An 18,486-nucleotide genomic window follows, 5' to 3' on the forward strand; every position below is an offset into this window, starting at 1 on the left:
TCGTTAAATAAAATCGATTAATAACCAATAATTGCCGAATATTCGGTCACGCTGTTCGCAACCTAACCAAACACTCACATTCTGGCCATTTTCGTTGAAAAAGGTGTTGACGCTGCAAGGGTCTATACGCATAATGCGCCCCGCAACGCCGATAAGGTAGCGTGAAAAAAGATGGCTACGTAGCTCAGTTGGTTAGAGCACATCACTCATAATGATGGGGTCACAGGTTCGAATCCCGTCGTAGCCACCATCTTTTTTTGCGGGAGTGGCGAAATTGGTAGACGCACCAGATTTAGGTTCTGGCGCCGCAAGGTGTGCGAGTTCAAGTCTCGCCTCCCGCACCATTCTCAGTTAGCGTTGCACGGATGGGGTATCGCCAAGCGGTAAGGCACCGGTTTTTGATACCGGCATTCCCTGGTTCGAATCCAGGTACCCCAGCCATTTTTCTTCGATTTGCGGTTCTCCGTGGTTATTGGGGTATCGCCAAGCGGTAAGGCACCGGTTTTTGATACCGGCATTCCCTGGTTCGAATCCAGGTACCCCAGCCATCGAAGAAAGCAGTTTGGCTACGTAGCTCAGTTGGTTAGAGCACATCACTCATAATGATGGGGTCACAGGTTCGAATCCCGTCGTAGCCACCAAATTAGGGACGTATCGATTTACTTCGGTCACCCAGAAAAAATTGTTGGGGTATCGCCAAGCGGTAAGGCTCTGGTTTCTGATACCAGCATTCCGAGGTTCGAATCCTCGTACCCCAGCCAATTTTAAAAAGTCGTTGACCCTTTTGTTTAACGCAATTGGGGTGTCGCCAAGCGGTAAGGCACTGGTTTCTGATACCAGCATTCCGGGGTTCGAATCCCTGCACCCCAGCCAATAAGTTACAAAAAAGCCCGCTCTGCGGGCTTTTTTGTTTTTGCCGTATAGTTGGCTCTAGGCCCTCTCCCCGAAGGGATAAGGGCATTGTCGGTACAAAGATTAAAGACCCAGGGCGTACTTCAAAGCCTGACGCTTAAGACCACCGGCACGTTCCGCTGCCATTAAGCCTAAATTACGCAGAATACGTACCGGTCCTAAATCGTTGCTGAATCCCGCGTAAAACAGATCCATCCCCGACTGCATCAGGAAATTATCCGCCATACGCCGCGTCTGGTAGCGCTTAAGCACCGCTGCACTCGCCCAGGGCTCTGCGTGTCCTCGCGCACTGTGTAATACATCCAGCAAAGCCTCGACATCACGATAACCGAGATTCACGCCCTGCCCTGCCAGCGGATGAATGGTATGCGCCGCATCGCCCACCAGCGCCAGTCCGTCCTGGGCATATTGCAGCGCATGCCGACGCGTTAACGGGAAACCGCCCGCCGCAACCGGAGTCACCTTACCGAGCCGTGCCGGGAAGTGGTGCTCAATTTCGCGCTGTAACTGCTCCATCGACAGCCCCTGAAGCTGACGAATTCGCGCAGGTGTGTCGTACCACACCAGTGACGCCCAGTGTTCAAAAAGCGGCAAAAAGGCATGCGGACCGTTTGGCGTAAAATGCTGCCAGGTGCTGTTACCTGGATCGTTCTCGCATTTAACCGTAATAAGCATACAAGACTGCTGATACTGCCAGGCATGAATACCAATCCCCGCCATCTGGCGAACCTGCGAATTCGCGCCGTCCGCCCCAACGATCAGCTTCACCGCCAGCTCATCGCCGTTATCCAATTCGAGCAAATACCCACCGTCGTGACGATGAAGTGCTTTCAGCGAAGCCGGGACGCGCAACATGACGTTGGGATGTGCTTCAAGCGCCTGCCAGAGCGCCAGTTGCAGAACATTATTTTCCACCATGTAACCCAGCAGCGGCAGTTTGAGCTCAGAAGCGTCAAACGTGACATGGGCATTTTCCCACTCCCAAGTTTCGAGACGACGATACGGATGGGCGCGCATCGCCAGAATTGCATCCCATATCCCTAGCCCACGCAGAAGATCCACCGATGCCGCACTGATCGCGGAGATCCGCACATCGGGTTGCTGCGTATTATCAAACGCAGGTGGCGCGGCCTGTTCGATGACCGTTACCTGAAATCCCTGTTGTGCCAGCCCGAGCGCTAGTGCGCCGCCGACCATCCCGCCGCCGACCACGGCGATTTCGGTTTGTTGGAGTGTCATGGTCAATAATCCTTTTAAGAGAATCCCTTAAGTTTACCGGATTTTTACGCCCTTGCGGCTGCCAACCTTCATACTGGTCACAACCCCACCAAAGCATTACAATACGCGGCTTGCAATCCTGAGCCTGAGCAAGTCGATGACTAAAAAACTCCATATAAAAACCTGGGGCTGTCAGATGAACGAATACGATTCATCGAAGATGGCCGATCTGCTGAATGCGACCCACGGGTATGAACTGACCGAACTCGCAGAAGAAGCCGATGTGCTGCTGCTTAACACCTGCTCAATTCGTGAAAAAGCGCAGGAAAAAGTCTTCCATCTGTTAGGCCGCTGGAAACTTCTCAAAAAGAAAAATCCGGATCTGATCATCGGTGTCGGCGGTTGCGTGGCCTCCCAAGAAGGCAAACTGATTCGCACCCGCTCCCCTTACGTTGATATCGTATTTGGCCCGCAGACCTTGCATCGCCTGCCGGAAATGATCAACTCGGTGCGCGGCGACCGCAGCCCGGTTGTCGATGTCAGCTTCCCGGAAATCGAAAAATTCGACCGCCTGCCGGAGCCCCGTGCAGACGGGCCGAGCGCGTTTGTCTCTATCATGGAAGGCTGCAATAAATACTGCACCTACTGCGTGGTGCCGTACACCCGCGGCGAAGAAGTCAGCCGTCCGTGCGATGACATCCTGTTTGAAGTCGCCCAGCTTGCGGCGCAAGGCGTACGTGAAGTTAACCTGCTAGGACAGAACGTTAACGCCTGGCGCGGCGAAAACTACGATGGCAGCATCGGTACTTTTGCCGAACTGCTGCGTCTGGTTGCCGCTATCGACGGTATCGATCGCGTGCGCTTTACCACCAGCCATCCGATCGAATTCACGGATGACATCATCGACGTTTATCGCGATACCCCAGAGCTGGTAAGTTTCTTGCACCTTCCGGTTCAGTGCGGGTCTGACCGCGTGCTGAACCTGATGGGCCGCACCCATACCGTGCTGGAGTACAAAGCTATCATCCGTAAGCTGCGTGAAGCGCGCCCGGATATTCAGATAAGTTCCGATTTTATCGTCGGCTTCCCTGGCGAAACGACCGATGATTTTGAGCGCACCATGAAGCTTATCGGGGAAATCAATTTCGACGTCAGCTTTAGCTTTATCTTCTCCGCGCGTCCGGGAACACCTGCTGCCGATATGGTTGACGATGTGCCGGAAGAAGAGAAGAAACAGCGCCTGTATATTTTGCAAGAGCGTATTAACCAGCAGGTTACGGCCTGGAGTCGTCGCATGCTTGGCACGACCCAACGTATTCTGGTGGAAGGCACGTCGCGTAAAAGCGTTATGCAGCTTTCAGGCCGCACCGAGAACAACCGCGTGGTCAACTTTGAAGGCACGCCGGACATGATCGGTAAGTTTGTCGACATTGAAATTCTGGAAGTACTCACCAACTCCATGCGTGGCAAAGTGGTCCGTACAGAAGATCAGATGGGACTGCGGGTAGCGGAAACACCTGCCTCCGTCATTGCCCGTACGCGCAAAGAAAATGATTCCGGCGCGGTGGTGTATCAGCCGTGATGCGTCAGGCCTGCCCGTCTGGCAGGCCTTGTAATTCCCTTCTGCGTCCCCAATATGCAAGCATAAGCTTGCGCCTTTAATCTGTGGCGTGAATAATTTCGTTATGACGACTCGTCTGTAGGCCGGATTTGCATTTCGCAGTCCGGCAATACACACATTAAGAGGAACAGTTTGAATACAGAAACGCGTGAAATGTCCCTTGAGCCAGCAGACAACGCTCGCCTGCTGAGCCTGTGCGGGCCGTTTGATGACAACATCAAACAACTGGAGCGACGTCTGGGTATTGAAATCAATCGTCGCGATAATCACTTCAAACTCACCGGACGCACCATCTGCGTCAACGCCGCGGCAGATATCCTGCGCAGCCTGTATGTCGATACCGCCCCGATGCGCGGAGAGACGCAGGATATTGAGCCAGAAAAAATTCACCTCGCGATTAAAGAAGCACGCGTGCTGGAACAGAGCGCGGACAGCGTTCCTGAATACGGCAAAGTGATTAACATCAAAACCAAGCGCGGCGTCATCAAGCCACGCACGCCAAATCAGGCGCAGTACATCGCCAACATTCTTGATCATGACATCACGTTTGGCGTCGGCCCTGCGGGTACGGGTAAAACCTATCTGGCCGTTGCGGCGGCGGTCGATGCGCTGGAACGCCAGGACATTCGTCGAATTCTGCTGACCCGCCCTGCGGTTGAAGCGGGTGAAAAACTGGGCTTCCTGCCCGGCGATTTGAGCCAGAAAGTCGATCCGTATCTCCGCCCACTGTATGACGCCCTGTTCGAAATGCTGGGCTTTGAAAAAGTCGAAAAGCTGATTGAACGAAACGTCATCGAAGTCGCCCCGCTGGCTTATATGCGCGGCCGTACGCTGAATGACGCGTTTATTATTCTTGATGAAAGCCAGAACACCACCATCGAACAGATGAAGATGTTCCTGACGCGTATTGGCTTCAACTCGAAAGCAGTGATTACCGGCGATATTACCCAGATCGACCTGCCGCGCAGCACGAAATCCGGTCTGCGCCACGCCATCGAAGTGCTGGCGGATGTAGACGAAATCAGCTTTAACTTCTTCAACAGCGAAGACGTGGTCCGCCATCCGGTGGTAGCGCGCATCGTTAACGCCTATGAGGTGTGGGAAGAAGCAGAGCAAAAACGTAAAGAAGAACAGGCAGCGGAACGCAAACGCGAATCCCAGGAGCAAGAGAATAAATGAGTCAGGTGATCCTCGATTTACAGCTGGCATGTGAAGACAATTCCGGTTTGCCGGAAGAGAGTCAGTTCCAGAAATGGCTGGACGCGGTGATTCCCCAGTTCCAGGAAGAGTCAGAAGTGACGATTCGTGTGGTGGATGAAGCAGAAAGCCACGAGCTCAACCTGACCTATCGCGGGAAAGATAAGCCAACCAACGTGCTCTCGTTCCCGTTTGAAGCGCCTCCAGGTATTGAGTTGCCGTTGCTGGGCGATTTGATTATCTGCCGCCAGGTGGTTGAACAGGAAGCCAAAGAACAGCAAAAACCGCTCGACGCGCACTGGGCGCATATGGTCATTCACGGTAGCCTGCATCTGCTTGGCTACGATCATATCGAAGACGAAGAAGCGGAAGAGATGGAATCCCTTGAGACAGAGATAATGCTTGCTCTGGGCTATGAGGATCCGTACATTGCCGAGAAAGAATAGTCAGTTAAGCTTCAATAGCTGAACTGACAAATCATGCCGCCGCAAAGGGATATTTCCTGCGGCGGTGCGCTTTACACTGACGAGAGAACCCTTAACAAACGCCATGAGCGACGACAATTCACACAGTAGCGACACGACAACCAGTAAGAAGGGATTTTTCTCCCTCATTCTGAGCCAGCTTTTCCACGGTGAACCGAAAAATCGTGATGAACTTCTGGAGCTGATTCGTGATTCCGGGCAGAACGATCTTATCGACGAAGATACGCGCGAAATGCTCGAAGGGGTCATGGACATCGCCGACCAGCGCGTTCGCGATATCATGATTCCCCGCTCGCAGATGATTACCCTGAAACGCAACCAAACGTTGGACGAGTGCCTCGATGTCATTATCGAATCCGCCCACTCGCGTTTCCCTGTCATCAGCGAAGACAAAGATCACATCGAAGGGATTCTGATGGCGAAAGATCTGCTGCCGTTTATGCGCAGCGATTCCGAAGCCTTCAGCATGGAAAAAGTGTTACGCCAGGCGGTGGTGGTTCCGGAAAGTAAGCGTGTTGACCGCATGCTGAAAGAGTTCCGCTCCCAACGCTACCACATGGCGATTGTTATCGATGAATTTGGCGGCGTTTCTGGCCTTGTTACGATTGAAGACATTCTCGAACTGATTGTCGGCGAAATTGAAGACGAATATGACGAAGAAGACGATATCGAATTCCGTCAGCTAAGTCGTCATACCTGGACCGTGCGCGCGCTGGCCTCTATTGAAGAGTTCAACGAGACATTCGGCACCCACTTCAGCGATGAAGAAGTCGATACCATCGGTGGTTTGGTGATGCAGGCGTTTGGTCATCTTCCTGCGCGTGGCGAATCCGTTGAAATCGACGGTTACCAGTTTAAGGTCGCCATGGCCGACAGTCGCCGTATTATACAGGTTCACGTCAGAATGCCGGACGACTCCCCGGTACCAAAACTGGAAGACTAATGTAAATGGCATTTGCCCCATTATTTGAACGCCAGCGCGTACGTTTGCTGCTGGCGCTGTTACTCGGAGCCAGCGGAACGCTGGCTTTTTCTCCTTACGACATCTGGCCCGCAGCCCTTATTTCGCTGATGGGTTTGCAAGGATTAACGCTTAACCGTCGTCCGGTACAGGCCGCCGCAATCGGCTACTTCTGGGGGCTTGGCCTGTTCGGTTCAGGCATCAATTGGGTGTACGTCAGTATCGCGCAGTTTGGCGGAATGCCGGGGCCGGTTAACGTGTTCCTTGTGGTGCTGCTGGCCGCTTATCTTTCACTGTATACCGGTTTGTTTGCAGGCATTCTTTCTCGCCTGTGGCCTAAAACGACCTGGATTCGTGTGGCCATTGCTGCGCCTGTCGTCTGGCAAATCACCGAATTCCTGCGCGGATGGGTCTTAACCGGGTTCCCGTGGCTCCAGTTCGGTTACAGCCAGATTGATGGTCCATTGAAAGGGCTGGCACCTGTCATGGGCGTTGAGGCGATCAACTTCCTGCTGATGGTGGTCAGCAGCCTGCTCGTTCTGGCGCTGATTAAACGTCACTGGAAACCACTGGTTATCGCGGTTGTGCTGTTCGCACTGCCCTTCCCGCTGCGTTATATCCAGTGGTTTACGCTGGAGCCTGAACGCGCCACCCAGGTGTCTATGGTGCAGGGCAATATCCCTCAGTCCCTGAAGTGGGACGAGAATCAGCTGATTAACACCCTGAAAATCTATCTCGATGCGACGCAAAAAGAGATGGGTAAATCGCAGCTGATTATCTGGCCTGAATCTGCGATTCCGGATCTGGAAATCAATCAGCAACGTTTTCTGAGCATGATGGACGATCTGCTGCGTGCCCGTAATAGCACCCTGATCACCGGGATTGTCGACGCGCGGCTGAACAAGCAAAACCGTTACGACACCTACAACACCATCATTACGCTCGGGAAAGACAATCCGTACAGCTACGAGTCGACCAACCGCTACAACAAAAACCATCTGGTTCCGTTTGGCGAATTTGTCCCTCTGGAATCGATTCTGCGACCGTTGGCACCCTTCTTCGATCTGCCGATGTCGTCGTTTAGCCGCGGCCCCTACGTTCAGCCACAACTGCATGCGCATGGGTTAGCGCTGACCCCTGCTATTTGCTACGAAATCATTCTTGGCGAGCAGGTCCGCGACAACTTCCGCCCGGACACCGATTATCTGCTGACCATTTCGAATGATGCCTGGTTTGGTAAGTCGATTGGCCCATGGCAACACTTCCAGATGGCGCGTATGCGTTCGCTGGAACTGGCCCGACCGCTACTGCGCAGCACCAATAACGGCATCACCGCAGTGATTGGTCCGCAGGGCGAAATCCAGGCAATGATCCCGCAGTTTACCCGTGCGGTATTAACCACGAAAGTCACGCCGACCACTGGCCTGACGCCATACGCTCGTACCGGGAACTGGCCGCTGTGGATCCTGACTGCGCTGTTTGGTTTTGGCGCGCTGCTCATGAGTTTACGCCAGCGTCGTCGTTAAGCCCTTCCTCTAGCCCGGCCACGCGTTGTGTGCCGGGCAAACAAATCCTGCCTTATCTGCCATTTCTGGCACACCTATTGCTTTGTTAAATCACATATTCAGTCGTTTGGCTTAACGTGCAACTCAGTCGCACCATCGCAGTTCATAGGTAGCACCGAAACGGTGCAACGAGAGATTTTTGCCTTTGAATGGTGCGGCGCGCTTCGCAAAAATAAACAATAACGCAGCAAAATCTTTACATTAAGCCAGACTAAATGTTAACAAGCTTGCATAACACTGCACTCGCATAGCGCGAGATATAACAACATCACAATGGGTATCGATGCGTCTCTGGCGCAGATAATAAAAGGAGTTGGGTATGCAATTACGTAAACTGGCCACAGCAATGCTGGTGATGGGAATGTCCGCAAGCGTCGTTCACGCTGAAGACGCCCCGGCTGCCGGGAGCACTCTCGACAAGATTGCCAAAAATGGCGTGATCGTGGTCGGCCACCGTGAATCTTCCGTCCCGTTCTCATACTACGACAACACGCAAAAAGTCGTGGGTTACTCACAGGATTACTCCAACGCAATCGTTGAAGCCGTCAAGAAAAAGCTGAACAAGCCCGATCTTGAGGTGAAGCTGATTCCAATTACCTCACAAAACCGTATTCCGCTGCTGCAAAACGGCACCTTCGATTTTGAATGTGGTTCTACAACGAACAACCTTGAGCGTCAAAAACAAGCGGCCTTCTCCGACACCATTTTCGTGGTGGGTACGCGTCTGCTGACCAAAAAAGGCGGCGACATCAAAGACTTCGCGGACCTGAAAGGCAAAGCGGTTGTTGTGACCTCGGGTACCACTTCTGAAGTTCTGCTGCACAAGCTGAATGAAGAGAAGAAAATGGACATGCGCATCATCAGCGCGAAAGACCACGGTGACTCCTTCCGTACGCTGGAAAGCGGTCGTGCGGTAGCCTTCATGATGGATGATGCTCTGCTGGCTGGCGAACGTGCGAAAGCGAAGAAACCAGACAACTGGGAAATCGTTGGCACAGCGCAGTCCAAAGAAGCTTACGGCTGCATGCTGCGTAAAGACGATGCGGACTTCAAAAAGCTGATCGATGACACCATCGCGAAGACGCAGACGTCTGGCGAAGCGGAAAAATGGTTCGATAAGTGGTTCAAGAACCCGATTCCACCAAAAAATCTCAACATGAACTTTGAACTGTCTAGCGACATGAAAGCCCTGTTCAAAGAACCAAACGACAAAGCACTTAACTAATTAGAACCATAGGGGCGGGATCTCCTGCCCTCTCGATTGTCGGGAAGCGTGGACAGACTATACGCTGAGTGGTCGTTCCCCACTCAGCGCGAAAATTGAGCTTCTCACCAATCTTCGAGGGTAGCGCTGCTACCCTTTTTTTTCTGGAGTTGATTATGTCAATAGACTGGAACTGGGGCATTTTTCTGCAACAAGCCCCGTTCGGCAACACAACCTATCTCGGCTGGCTGTGGAGCGGTTTTCAGGTCACCGTTGCGCTGTCGATAACAGCCTGGATTATCGCTTTCCTTGTCGGCTCACTGTTCGGTATTTTGCGTACCGTACCTAACCGCTTTCTCTCTTCTCTTGGCACACTTTACGTTGAACTGTTCCGTAACGTTCCGTTAATCGTGCAGTTCTTTACGTGGTATCTGGTCGTTCCTGAACTGCTACCTGAAAATCTCGGGATGTGGTTTAAGTCGGAACTGGACCCTAACATTCAGTTCTTCGTCTCCTCCATGCTCTGCCTTGGATTGTTCACCGCGGCGCGCGTCTGTGAGCAGGTTCGTTCGGGCATCCAGTCTCTGCCGCGCGGGCAAAAAAATGCCGCGCTGGCGATGGGGCTGACGCTGCCACAAGCCTACCGCTACGTGCTGCTGCCAAACGCCTATCGCGTGATCGTGCCACCAATGACCTCAGAGATGATGAACCTGGTGAAGAATTCCGCCATCGCCTCGACCATCGGTCTGGTCGATATGGCGGCGCAAGCGGGCAAGCTTTTGGATTACTCCGCGCACGCGTGGGAATCCTTCACCGCAATCACGCTCGCCTATGTGCTGATTAATACTGTCATCATGCTGGTGATGAACTTGGTTGAACGTAAAACTCGCCTGCCGGGCAATCTGGGGGGCAAATAATGTACGAGTTTGACTGGAGTTCCATCGTCCCATCGATGCCGTATCTGTTGGACGGGCTGTTGATTACCTTAAAAATCACCGTCATCGCCATCGTTATCGGTATTGTCTGGGGCACAATTCTGGCGGTCATGCGCCTGTCGAGCTTTAAACCGTTCGCCTGGTTCGCCACGGCTTATGTCAATGTTTTCCGCTCCATTCCACTGGTAATGGTGCTGCTGTGGTTTTATCTGATCGTACCGGGTCTGTTGCAAAATGTACTTGGGCTTTCGCCGAAAGCGGATATCCGCCTGATCTCTGCGATGGTCGCTTTCTCGATGTTTGAGGCGGCTTATTATTCCGAAATTATTCGCGCAGGTATTCAGAGCATTTCGCGTGGGCAATCCAGCGCAGCGCTTGCGCTGGGGATGACTCACTGGCAGTCAATGAAGCTCATTATTCTGCCGCAGGCGTTTCGCGCCATGGTTCCACTGCTGCTCACGCAGGGCATAGTCCTCTTCCAGGATACGTCGCTGGTGTATGTGCTGAGCCTCGCGGACTTCTTCCGTACAGCCTCCACAATCGGTGAGCGTGACGGTACGCAGGTGGAGATGATCCTGTTCGCAGGTGCGGTTTATTTTGCAATTAGTTTAAGTGCATCGCTATTGGTCAGCTGGCTGAAGAAAAGGACAGTGCAATGATTTCCCTGAAAAATGTTTCAAAATGGTATGGGCACTTTCAGGTGCTGACCGACTGCTCAACGGAAGTGAAAAAAGGCGAAGTGGTGGTGGTTTGCGGACCGTCAGGTTCCGGTAAATCTACGCTTATCAAAACCGTTAACGGTCTTGAACCTGTTCAGCAGGGTGAGATTACGGTCGATGGCACTAAAGTGAACGCCAAAAGCACGGACCTCGCCAAGTTGCGTTCTCATGTCGGCATGGTGTTCCAGCACTTTGAGCTGTTCCCGCATCTGTCGATCATCGAGAACCTGACACTGGCGCAGATTAAAGTGCTCAAGCGCAACAAAACTGCCGCGCGTGAAAAAGGGTTAAAGCTTCTGGAACGTGTCGGGTTGTCTGCCCATGCGAATAAGTTCCCGGCGCAGCTTTCTGGCGGCCAGCAGCAACGCGTGGCTATCGCCCGCGCGCTGTGTATGGATCCGATTGCCATGCTGTTCGATGAACCCACTTCCGCACTCGATCCAGAGATGATTAACGAAGTGCTGGACGTCATGGTTGAGCTGGCTCACGAAGGCATGACCATGATGGTGGTGACCCACGAAATGGGCTTTGCCCGTAAAGTGGCGAATCGCGTGATCTTTATGGATGAAGGCAAGATTGTCGAAGATTCTCCGAAAGAGGATTTCTTTGCCAATCCGCAATCCGATCGCGCTAAAGACTTCCTCGCAAAAATCCTGCATTAATCAATACCGTGCGCAATCTTTGGATTGCGCACGACTTCACGCTTTGCCTCTCTTTTTCTCGTCTGTTTCACATCGCGGCGTTAACCTTGTCACAAACTCACGCTCAGAATGGAGAACAGAACGCTATGGCACTGCCTATTATTCTCGATTGCGATCCGGGTCATGATGACGCTATCGCACTTGTTCTTGCCCTCGCGTCACCGGAGTTAGCACTCAAAGCCGTGACCTCTTCCGCTGGAAATCAAACGCCCGACAAAACGCTGCGTAACGTATTGCGCATGTTGACGTTGCTTAACCGTACCGATATCCCGGTGGCGGGTGGCGCGCGCAAGCCCCTGATGCGCGACTTGATTATTGCTGACAACGTCCATGGTGAGACCGGCCTTGATGGCCCTGCACTGCCAGAACCGGCTTTCAAACCCCAGGCTTGTACGGCGGTTGAGCTGATGGCCAAGGTGCTGCGCGAAAGCGATGAGCCTGTCACGCTAGTGGCAACCGGCCCGCAAACGAACGTGGCGCTGCTGCTCAATAGCCATCCAGAGCTGCACCGTAAGATCGCGCGCATTGTGATCATGGGCGGATCAATGGGGCTAGGAAACTGGACGCCTGCCGCCGAATTCAACATGTTTGTCGATCCCGAAGCGGCTGAGATCGTGTTCCAGTCTGGCTTACCGATTGTGATGGCAGGCCTGGACGTCACCCATCGCGCGCAAATTATGTCAGCCGACGTTGAGCGTTTCCGCGCGATTGGCAACCCCGTTGCGACCACCGTAGCTGAATTGCTCGACTTCTTTATGGAATACCATAAAGCGGAAAAATGGGGATTCCATGGCGCGCCGTTACACGATCCGTGCACGATTGCCTGGCTGTTAAAACCAGAACTGTTTACCACTGTTGATCGTTGGGTCGGTGTGGAAACGCAGGGGAAATACACGCAAGGGATGACGGTGGTGGATTATTATTCGCTGACCGGTAACAAACCGAATACAACGCTGATGGTCGATATCGACAGGCAGGGCTTTGTGGATTTACTGGCGGAGCGGCTTGCACAGTTTAGTATACGCTAATGCCCTCACCGCAGCCCTCTCCCACAAGGAGAGGGAGCAAACATCAAAAAACGGCAACGAAGTTGCCGTTTTGCTTTTACCATGTGCGGTCTGATGCCCTCACCCCAGCCCTCTCCCACGGGAGAGGGAGCAAACATCAAAAACGGCAACAGGGTTGCCGTTTTGCTTCTACCTACGGCTCAAACGGCCGTCTCTGGAATTGATCGTGGCCACATTTAGGGCAGCGCGGCAGCACGTCGGGGGTGTACACCGCCAGGTGGAAGTGACAGTTTTCGCACACCAGATTCCCCAATCCCACCACTTCGCCGCTGTGATACACGCCGTGGTGATTTAGATCCTGGAAAACTTCGCGCCATTCCAGCTGGGTTTTATCGGTAATATCCGCCAGCTCCTGCCACAGACTTTCTTTGATGACGCGCATAAATACGCTGTCAGTGACCTCATTTTGGCTCTCCTGGTAGCTTCGCGCGAACTCTTCAAGATCGCGCCGCACGGCCCGCGTCACCTCTTCGACTTCGGTACGCGTTAATTCACCCGTTTGCACGACCCGCGCACGAGCCTGTTCCACCAGCGCGTCGATATCGCGTTCTCCGTTGCGCAGCCGTTCCGTCAGTGTGGCTACCAGTTCGCGGTAATATTGAGCAACCTTGTTCATCATTTCGCCTCCCGGGTAAGTAACTGTCTCTAATGATAGACCTTATTTGCGAAGCGCTGTGTCAGGTCATCCACACTCTGCGTAAATTCCTGCAAGCGCGTTTTTTGGGAAAGGCTGTTTTGAGGCGGACGTTTGGGCTATGCTAGGCGGATCTGAAATTCCCCATCCATTGGCTACGTTTGTAGCTGTATTGAGAACAGGACCACTGGCTGCCATGCAAGAGCAATACCGCCCGGAAGAGATAGAAACAAAAGTCCAGCAACACTGGGACGAGAAGCGTACTTTCGAAGTCACTGAAGACGAGAGCAAAGAGAAGTATTACTGCCTGTCGATGCTTCCCTATCCTTCTGGTCGACTACATATGGGCCACGTGCGTAACTACACCATCGGTGATGTGATCGCGCGCTACCAGCGTATGCTCGGTAAAAACGTCCTGCAACCGATTGGCTGGGATGCGTTTGGCCTGCCTGCGGAAGGCGCGGCGGTGAAAAACAACACGGCCCCTGCGCCGTGGACTTACGACAACATCGCGTACATGAAAAACCAGCTCAAAATGCTGGGCTTCGGTTATGACTGGAGCCGCGAGCTGGCGACCTGCACCCCAGAGTATTATCGTTGGGAGCAAAAATTCTTCACCGAGCTGTACAAAAAAGGCCTGGTGTACAAGAAAACCTCTGCGGTGAACTGGTGTCCGAACGACCAGACCGTTCTCGCGAACGAACAGGTTATCGACGGCTGCTGCTGGCGCTGCGATACCAAAGTTGAGCGCAAAGAGATCCCACAGTGGTTCATCAAAATCACCGCTTACGCTGACGAGTTGCTGCGCGACCTGGACAATCTGGATCACTGGCCAGACACCGTTAAAACCATGCAGCGCAACTGGATTGGCCGTTCTGAAGGCGTAGAAATCACCTTCAACGTTGAAAACAGCGATCAGAAACTCACGGTGTATACCACGCGTCCTGACACCTTCATGGGTGCAACTTACCTGGCCGTTGCCGCGGGTCATCCGTTGGCACAGCAGGCTGCTGCGAACAATCCTGAGCTGGCCGCTTTCATCGACGAATGCCGCAATACCAAAGTGGCAGAAGCCGACATGGCCACGATGGAGAAAAAAGGCGTCGCGACCGGGTTTAACGCGATTCACCCACTCACAGGTGAAGCGGTTCCCGTTTGGGCTGCCAACTTTGTGCTGATGGAATACGGCACGGGTGCAGTCATGGCCGTTCCGGGCCACGATCAGCGCGATTACGAATTTGCGACCAAATACGGTCTCAACATCAAGCCGGTTATCCTGGCCGCCGACGGTTCTGAACCGGATCTGTCTGAGCAAGCGCTGACCGAAAAAGGCACCCTGTTTAACTCTGGTGAATTCAGCGGATTGAGCTTCGAAGACGGCTTCAATGCCATCGCGGATAAACTGGCTGCCCTGGGCGTCGGCGAGCGTAAAGTGAACTATCGTCTGCGCGACTGGGGTGTTTCCCGTCAGCGTTACTGGGGGGCGCCGATTCCAATGGTCACCCTGGAAGATGGCACCGTGCTGCCAACGCCAGAAGACCAACTGCCGGTGATTTTGCCGGAAGACGTAGTCATGGACGGTATCAGCAGCCCGATTAAAGCCGATCCTGAGTGGGCGAAAACCACCGTTAACGGTCAGCCAGCGCTGCGTGAGACGGATACGTTCGACACCTTTATGGAATCATCCTGGTATTACGCGCGCTACACTTGCCCGCAGTATCAGGAAGGTATGCTGGATTCCAAAGCCGCGAACTACTGGCTGCCGGTGGATATTTACATCGGCGGTATTGAACACGCCATCATGCACCTGCTCTACTTCCGCTTCTTCCACAAGTTGATGCGTGATGCGGGTCTGGTTAACTCTGACGAGCCAGCAAAACAGCTGCTGTGTCAGGGCATGGTTCTCGCGGATGCGTTCTACTATGTCGGCGTGAACGGTGAGCGTAACTGGGTCTCCCCTGTTGATGCGATCGTTGAGCGCGACGAGAAAGGCCGTATCGTGAAAGCGAAAGACGCGGCGGGCAATGAGCTGGTTTATACCGGCATGAGCAAGATGTCCAAGTCCAAAAACAACGGCATCGACCCGCAGGTCATGGTTGAACGTTACGGTGCCGATACCGTGCGTTTGTTCATGATGTTTGCATCCCCGGCGGATATGACGCTGGAATGGCAGGAATCTGGCGTAGAAGGCGCGAACCGCTTCCTGAAACGCGTCTGGAAACTGGTCTACGAGCATACGTCTCAAGGTGAAGCGCCAGCCCTGAACGTCGGTGCGCTGAGCGAAGATCAGCAGGCACTGCGTCGCGATGTTCACAAAACCATCGCAAAAGTAACCGATGATATTGGTCGTCGTCAGACCTTCAATACTGCAATTGCGGCTATTATGGAACTGATGAACAAGCTGGCGAGAGCACCGCAGGAAGGCGAGCAGGATCGTGCCTTGATGCGTGAGGCGCTGTTGGCCGTCGTTCGTATGCTGAACCCGTTCACACCACATGCGTGCTTTACCTTGTGGCAGGAACTGAAAGGCGAAGGCGATATCGATAACGCACCGTGGCCTGTTGCTGATGAGTCAGCGATGGTTGAAAACACCACGCTGGTGGTGGTTCAGGTTAACGGTAAAGTGCGTGGTAAAATTACCGTTGCAGTCGATGCAACTGAAGAACAGGTTCGTGAACGCGCAGGCCAGGAACATCTGGTTGCGAAATACCTTGAGGGCGTTACCGTGCGTAAAGTGATCTACGTACCCGGTAAACTGCTGAATCTGGTCGTTGGCTAAGCGCGGGAGGAAACGTGCGACAACTGGCAACATTACTCTTATCCCTGACGGTGCTCGTCACCGCAGGTTGTGGCTGGCATCTGCGTAACACTACTGCAGTGCCTGAACAAATGAAAACGATGATCTTCGATTCGGGGGACCCAAATGGTCCACTGAGCCGTGCGATTCGTAACCAGCTGCGTCTCAATGGCGTTGAGCTGATCGAGAAAGGAACGCTGCGCCAGGATATTCCATCATTCCGTGTATTAAGCTCTTCACTGAGCAAAGATACCGCGTCCATCTTCCAGGATGGCCGTACCGCGGAATACCAGATGGTGATGTCGGTGAGTGCTGCCGTGCTGATTCCGGGTCGCGACATTTACCCGATAAGTACCAAGGTCTATCGTTCGTTCTTTGATAACCCACAAACTGCACTGGCAAAAGACGCCGAGCAGCAAATTATCATTAATGAAATGTACGACAAGGCTGCGGAACAGCTGATCCGCAAACTGCCAAGCATCCAGGTTGCTTCTAAAGAAGCGACAGCGGACCAGCCTGAACCGGCTGAAACCGCACCTCGCGTCTCTACGACGCTGGGTAACTAATGCTTCGGTTGTATCCTGAACAACTCCGCGCGCAGCTCAACGAAGGGCTGCGCGCGGCGTATCTGTTATTCGGAAACGATCCGCTTTTGCTCCAGGAAAGTCAGGACGCTGTGCGTCAGGCTGCTGTTTCTCAGGGCTTTGACGAACACCATACTTTCCAGCTTGATAACAGCACCGACTGGCAGACGATCTTTTCGCTTTGCCAGGCGATGAGCCTTTTTGCATCCCGCCAGACGCTCCTGATCCAGCTCCCGGAAAATGGTCCTAACGCGGCCATTAACGAGCAGCTCGCGACGCTGGTGAGCCTTCTGCACTCTGATTTATTGTTGATTGTTCGCGGCAATAAGCTCACCAAAGCGCAGGAAAATGCCGCCTGGTTTACCCAGTTGGCGACCCATTCCGTTCAAGTCACCTGCCAGACGCCTGAACAGGCGCAACTGCCAAAATGGGTTGCGGTCCGGGCAAAACAACTGAATCTCCAGCTGGATGACGCCGCGAATCAGCTGCTTTGTTATTGCTATGAGGGAAACCTGCTGGCACTCGCACAAGCGCTGGATCGGCTGTCGCTGCTGTGGCCAGATGGCAAACTCACCTTACCTCGCGTTGAACAGGCGGTGAACGACGCGGCGCACTTTACCCCGTTCTATTGGGTCGATGCTCTGCTGGCGGCGAAAAGTAAACGCGCACTGCACATTTTGCAGCAGCTGCGTCTGGAAGGCAGCGAGCCGGTCATTTTGCTGCGCACTATCCAGCGCGAATTGTTACTGCTTAACACCTTAAAACGCCAGTCAGCTAACACCCCGCTACGCGCGCTTTTTGATAAACATCGTGTCTGGCAAAACCGTCGGGCAATGACCACCGAAGCGGTCAACCGACTGAGCCACGAACAGCTTCGTCAGGCAGTACAACTTCTGACGCGCGCGGAGCTGACGCTGAAACAGGATTATGGTCAGTCGGTTTGGGCCGAACTGGAAAGCCTCTCGCTGCTGCTGTGTCATAAGGCGCTGGCAGACGTGTTTATTGATGGTTGAGATGAACTCTTTACAGGCACTTTTTGGCGGTACGTTCGATCCTGTCCATTATGGGCATTTGAAACCGGTTGAAATACTGGCGAATCTGATTGGCCTGCAGCGCGTGACAATCATGCCGAATAATGTTCCGCCGCATCGTCCTCAACCCGAAGCCACAAGTGAACAGCGTAAGTACATGCTGGAACTGGCCATCGCGGATAAACCTCTTTTTCAGTTAGACGAGCGAGAACTGCGCCGCGATACGCCTTCGTACACTTCGCAAACTCTGATGGAGTGGCGCGCAGAACAAGGCCCGATCCGGCCATTAGGATTCATCATCGGCCAGGACTCATTGCTGAACTTCCCCACCTGGCATCAGTATGAAACCATTCTGCAAAACAGCCATCTCATCGTTTGCCGTCGTCCAGGCTATCCGCTCACGATGAAAGACGAGCAGTATCAGTCCTGGCTTGAAGCGCATCTGACGCACAATGCGGACGATTTGCATAATTTGCCAGCCGGTAAAATTTATCTGGCCGAAACGCCATGGTTTGATATCTCTGCTACGTTGATACGTGAACGGCTGCAAAACGCACTTCCCTGCGATGAATTGCTGCCCACGCCCGTGCTTGACTACATTCGCCAGCAAGGTTTGTATCAGAAAAGCACAGATGCATCAGGCTAAGCGCGAAAAATCGGCTAATTCAATGCCGTGCCATTGACAGCCCCTTCCAGGCTGATATCCTCCGCAGCCTGACTTCTGCCAGTCATAGCTTTACAGAAATTGTTTTACAAAAATGGCGATGCATTGTCAGGCCGAGGATGGGATGATACCCGCCTTAAAAATTCCGTCTGGTGACATTTGTCCCGACACAGCCGTCAGTTCAGGTATAC

The 18,486-nt window shown here is 53.3% G+C and carries 16 protein-coding genes and 7 tRNA genes; 21 read left to right on the top strand and 2 right to left on the bottom strand.

All coding sequences use genetic code 11. From position 1 onward, the window contains the following. Positions 1–173: 173 nt before the first annotated feature. The 7 genes from AC07RN_RS03900 (at position 174) to AC07RN_RS03930 (ending at position 873) form a co-directional block, all read left to right on the top strand. Positions 174–250 (top strand) — tRNA-Met (locus AC07RN_RS03900). Positions 251–259: 9 nt separating this feature from the next. Further along, positions 260–344, top strand: a tRNA-Leu gene (locus AC07RN_RS03905). 22 nt (positions 345–366) lie between these two features. Beyond that, positions 367–441, top strand: a tRNA-Gln gene (locus AC07RN_RS03910). A 32-nt stretch (positions 442–473) separates the two neighbouring features. Then, positions 474–548 (top strand) — tRNA-Gln (locus AC07RN_RS03915). 16 nt (positions 549–564) lie between these two features. After that, positions 565–641 (top strand) — tRNA-Met (locus tag AC07RN_RS03920). 45 nt (positions 642–686) lie between these two features. Beyond that, a tRNA-Gln gene (locus tag AC07RN_RS03925) sits at positions 687–761 on the top strand. A gap of 37 nt (positions 762–798) precedes the next feature. Beyond that, a tRNA-Gln gene (locus AC07RN_RS03930) sits at positions 799–873 on the top strand. 102 nt (positions 874–975) lie between these two features. On the opposite strand, the gene ubiF is transcribed toward AC07RN_RS03930, so the two are convergent. Continuing rightward, complete coding sequence (gene ubiF, locus AC07RN_RS03935; RefSeq protein ID WP_478335614.1) at positions 976–2,151, bottom strand: 3-demethoxyubiquinol 3-hydroxylase; 1,176 nt, start codon at positions 2,149–2,151, stop codon at positions 976–978. Between the two features lie 136 nt (positions 2,152–2,287). Between ubiF and miaB the strand changes: the two genes are divergently transcribed. The 10 genes from miaB (at position 2,288) to rihA (ending at position 12,546) form a co-directional block, all read left to right on the top strand. Next, positions 2,288–3,712: a tRNA (N6-isopentenyl adenosine(37)-C2)-methylthiotransferase MiaB gene (miaB, locus tag AC07RN_RS03940; RefSeq protein WP_012016587.1), complete on the top strand. Its 1,425-nt coding sequence runs from the start codon at positions 2,288–2,290 to the stop codon at positions 3,710–3,712. A 171-nt stretch (positions 3,713–3,883) separates the two neighbouring features. Next, positions 3,884–4,930 carry a PhoH family protein gene (locus AC07RN_RS03945; RefSeq protein ID WP_478335615.1) on the top strand — a complete coding sequence of 349 codons (1,047 nt, stop codon included), beginning with the start codon at positions 3,884–3,886 and terminating at the stop codon, positions 4,928–4,930. Further along, positions 4,927–5,394, top strand: coding sequence for an rRNA maturation RNase YbeY (ybeY, locus tag AC07RN_RS03950; RefSeq protein WP_012016585.1), 468 nt, complete (start codon positions 4,927–4,929; stop codon positions 5,392–5,394). The genes AC07RN_RS03945 and ybeY overlap by 4 nt, the downstream gene beginning before the upstream one ends. Before the next feature lie 103 nt (positions 5,395–5,497). Further along, positions 5,498–6,376: a CNNM family magnesium/cobalt transport protein CorC gene (gene corC, locus AC07RN_RS03955; RefSeq protein WP_012016584.1), complete on the top strand. Its 879-nt coding sequence runs from the start codon at positions 5,498–5,500 to the stop codon at positions 6,374–6,376. Between the two features lie 5 nt (positions 6,377–6,381). Then, a complete protein-coding gene (lnt, locus tag AC07RN_RS03960) occupies positions 6,382–7,920 on the top strand; it encodes an apolipoprotein N-acyltransferase (protein ID WP_478335616.1) in 1,539 nt (512 codons plus the stop codon). Between the two features lie 358 nt (positions 7,921–8,278). Continuing rightward, positions 8,279–9,184, top strand: a complete 906-nt coding sequence (locus AC07RN_RS03965) for an amino acid ABC transporter substrate-binding protein (RefSeq protein ID WP_012016582.1) — start codon at positions 8,279–8,281, stop codon at positions 9,182–9,184. 155 nt (positions 9,185–9,339) lie between these two features. After that, positions 9,340–10,080 (top strand): amino acid ABC transporter permease, encoded by a 741-nt coding sequence (locus tag AC07RN_RS03970; protein ID WP_012016581.1) that lies wholly within the window; start codon positions 9,340–9,342, stop codon positions 10,078–10,080. Continuing rightward, positions 10,080–10,757, top strand: a complete 678-nt coding sequence (gltK, locus tag AC07RN_RS03975; protein ID WP_012016580.1) for a glutamate/aspartate ABC transporter permease GltK — start codon at positions 10,080–10,082, stop codon at positions 10,755–10,757. Before AC07RN_RS03970 ends, gltK begins: the two co-directional genes overlap by 1 nt. Then, a complete protein-coding gene (locus AC07RN_RS03980) occupies positions 10,754–11,479 on the top strand; it encodes an amino acid ABC transporter ATP-binding protein (RefSeq protein WP_012016579.1) in 726 nt (241 codons plus the stop codon). The genes gltK and AC07RN_RS03980 overlap by 4 nt, the downstream gene beginning before the upstream one ends. Before the next feature lie 125 nt (positions 11,480–11,604). Continuing rightward, the gene (rihA, locus tag AC07RN_RS03985; RefSeq protein WP_478335617.1) at positions 11,605–12,546 is read left to right on the top strand and encodes a pyrimidine-specific ribonucleoside hydrolase RihA; all 942 of its coding nucleotides are present in this window, start codon (positions 11,605–11,607) and stop codon (positions 12,544–12,546) included. Positions 12,547–12,718: 172 nt separating this feature from the next. On the opposite strand, the gene AC07RN_RS03990 is transcribed toward rihA, so the two are convergent. Then, positions 12,719–13,201 carry a zinc ribbon-containing protein gene (locus AC07RN_RS03990; RefSeq protein ID WP_041689626.1) on the bottom strand — a complete coding sequence of 161 codons (483 nt, stop codon included), beginning with the start codon at positions 13,199–13,201 and terminating at the stop codon, positions 12,719–12,721. 214 nt (positions 13,202–13,415) lie between these two features. Here AC07RN_RS03990 and leuS point away from each other — a divergent pair, with 214 nt between their 5' ends. The 4 genes from leuS to nadD are packed head-to-tail and all read left to right on the top strand — an operon-like array spanning position 13,416 to position 18,277. Further along, a complete protein-coding gene (gene leuS / locus AC07RN_RS03995; RefSeq protein WP_478335618.1) occupies positions 13,416–15,998 on the top strand; it encodes a leucine--tRNA ligase in 2,583 nt (860 codons plus the stop codon). Positions 15,999–16,012: 14 nt separating this feature from the next. Further along, positions 16,013–16,582 (top strand): LPS assembly lipoprotein LptE, encoded by a 570-nt coding sequence (gene lptE, locus AC07RN_RS04000; RefSeq protein WP_478335619.1) that lies wholly within the window; start codon positions 16,013–16,015, stop codon positions 16,580–16,582. Beyond that, on the top strand, positions 16,582–17,613 hold the full coding sequence (gene holA, locus AC07RN_RS04005; RefSeq protein WP_478335620.1) for a DNA polymerase III subunit delta: 1,032 nt from the start codon (positions 16,582–16,584) through the stop codon (positions 17,611–17,613). The genes lptE and holA overlap by 1 nt, the downstream gene beginning before the upstream one ends. Continuing rightward, positions 17,606–18,277, top strand: a complete 672-nt coding sequence (gene nadD, locus AC07RN_RS04010; RefSeq protein WP_235135084.1) for a nicotinate-nucleotide adenylyltransferase — start codon at positions 17,606–17,608, stop codon at positions 18,275–18,277. The genes holA and nadD overlap by 8 nt, the downstream gene beginning before the upstream one ends. Positions 18,278–18,486: the final 209 nt, after the last annotated feature.

The sequence above is a fragment of the Lelliottia sp. GFLA7 genome (genome assembly GCF_056490165.1).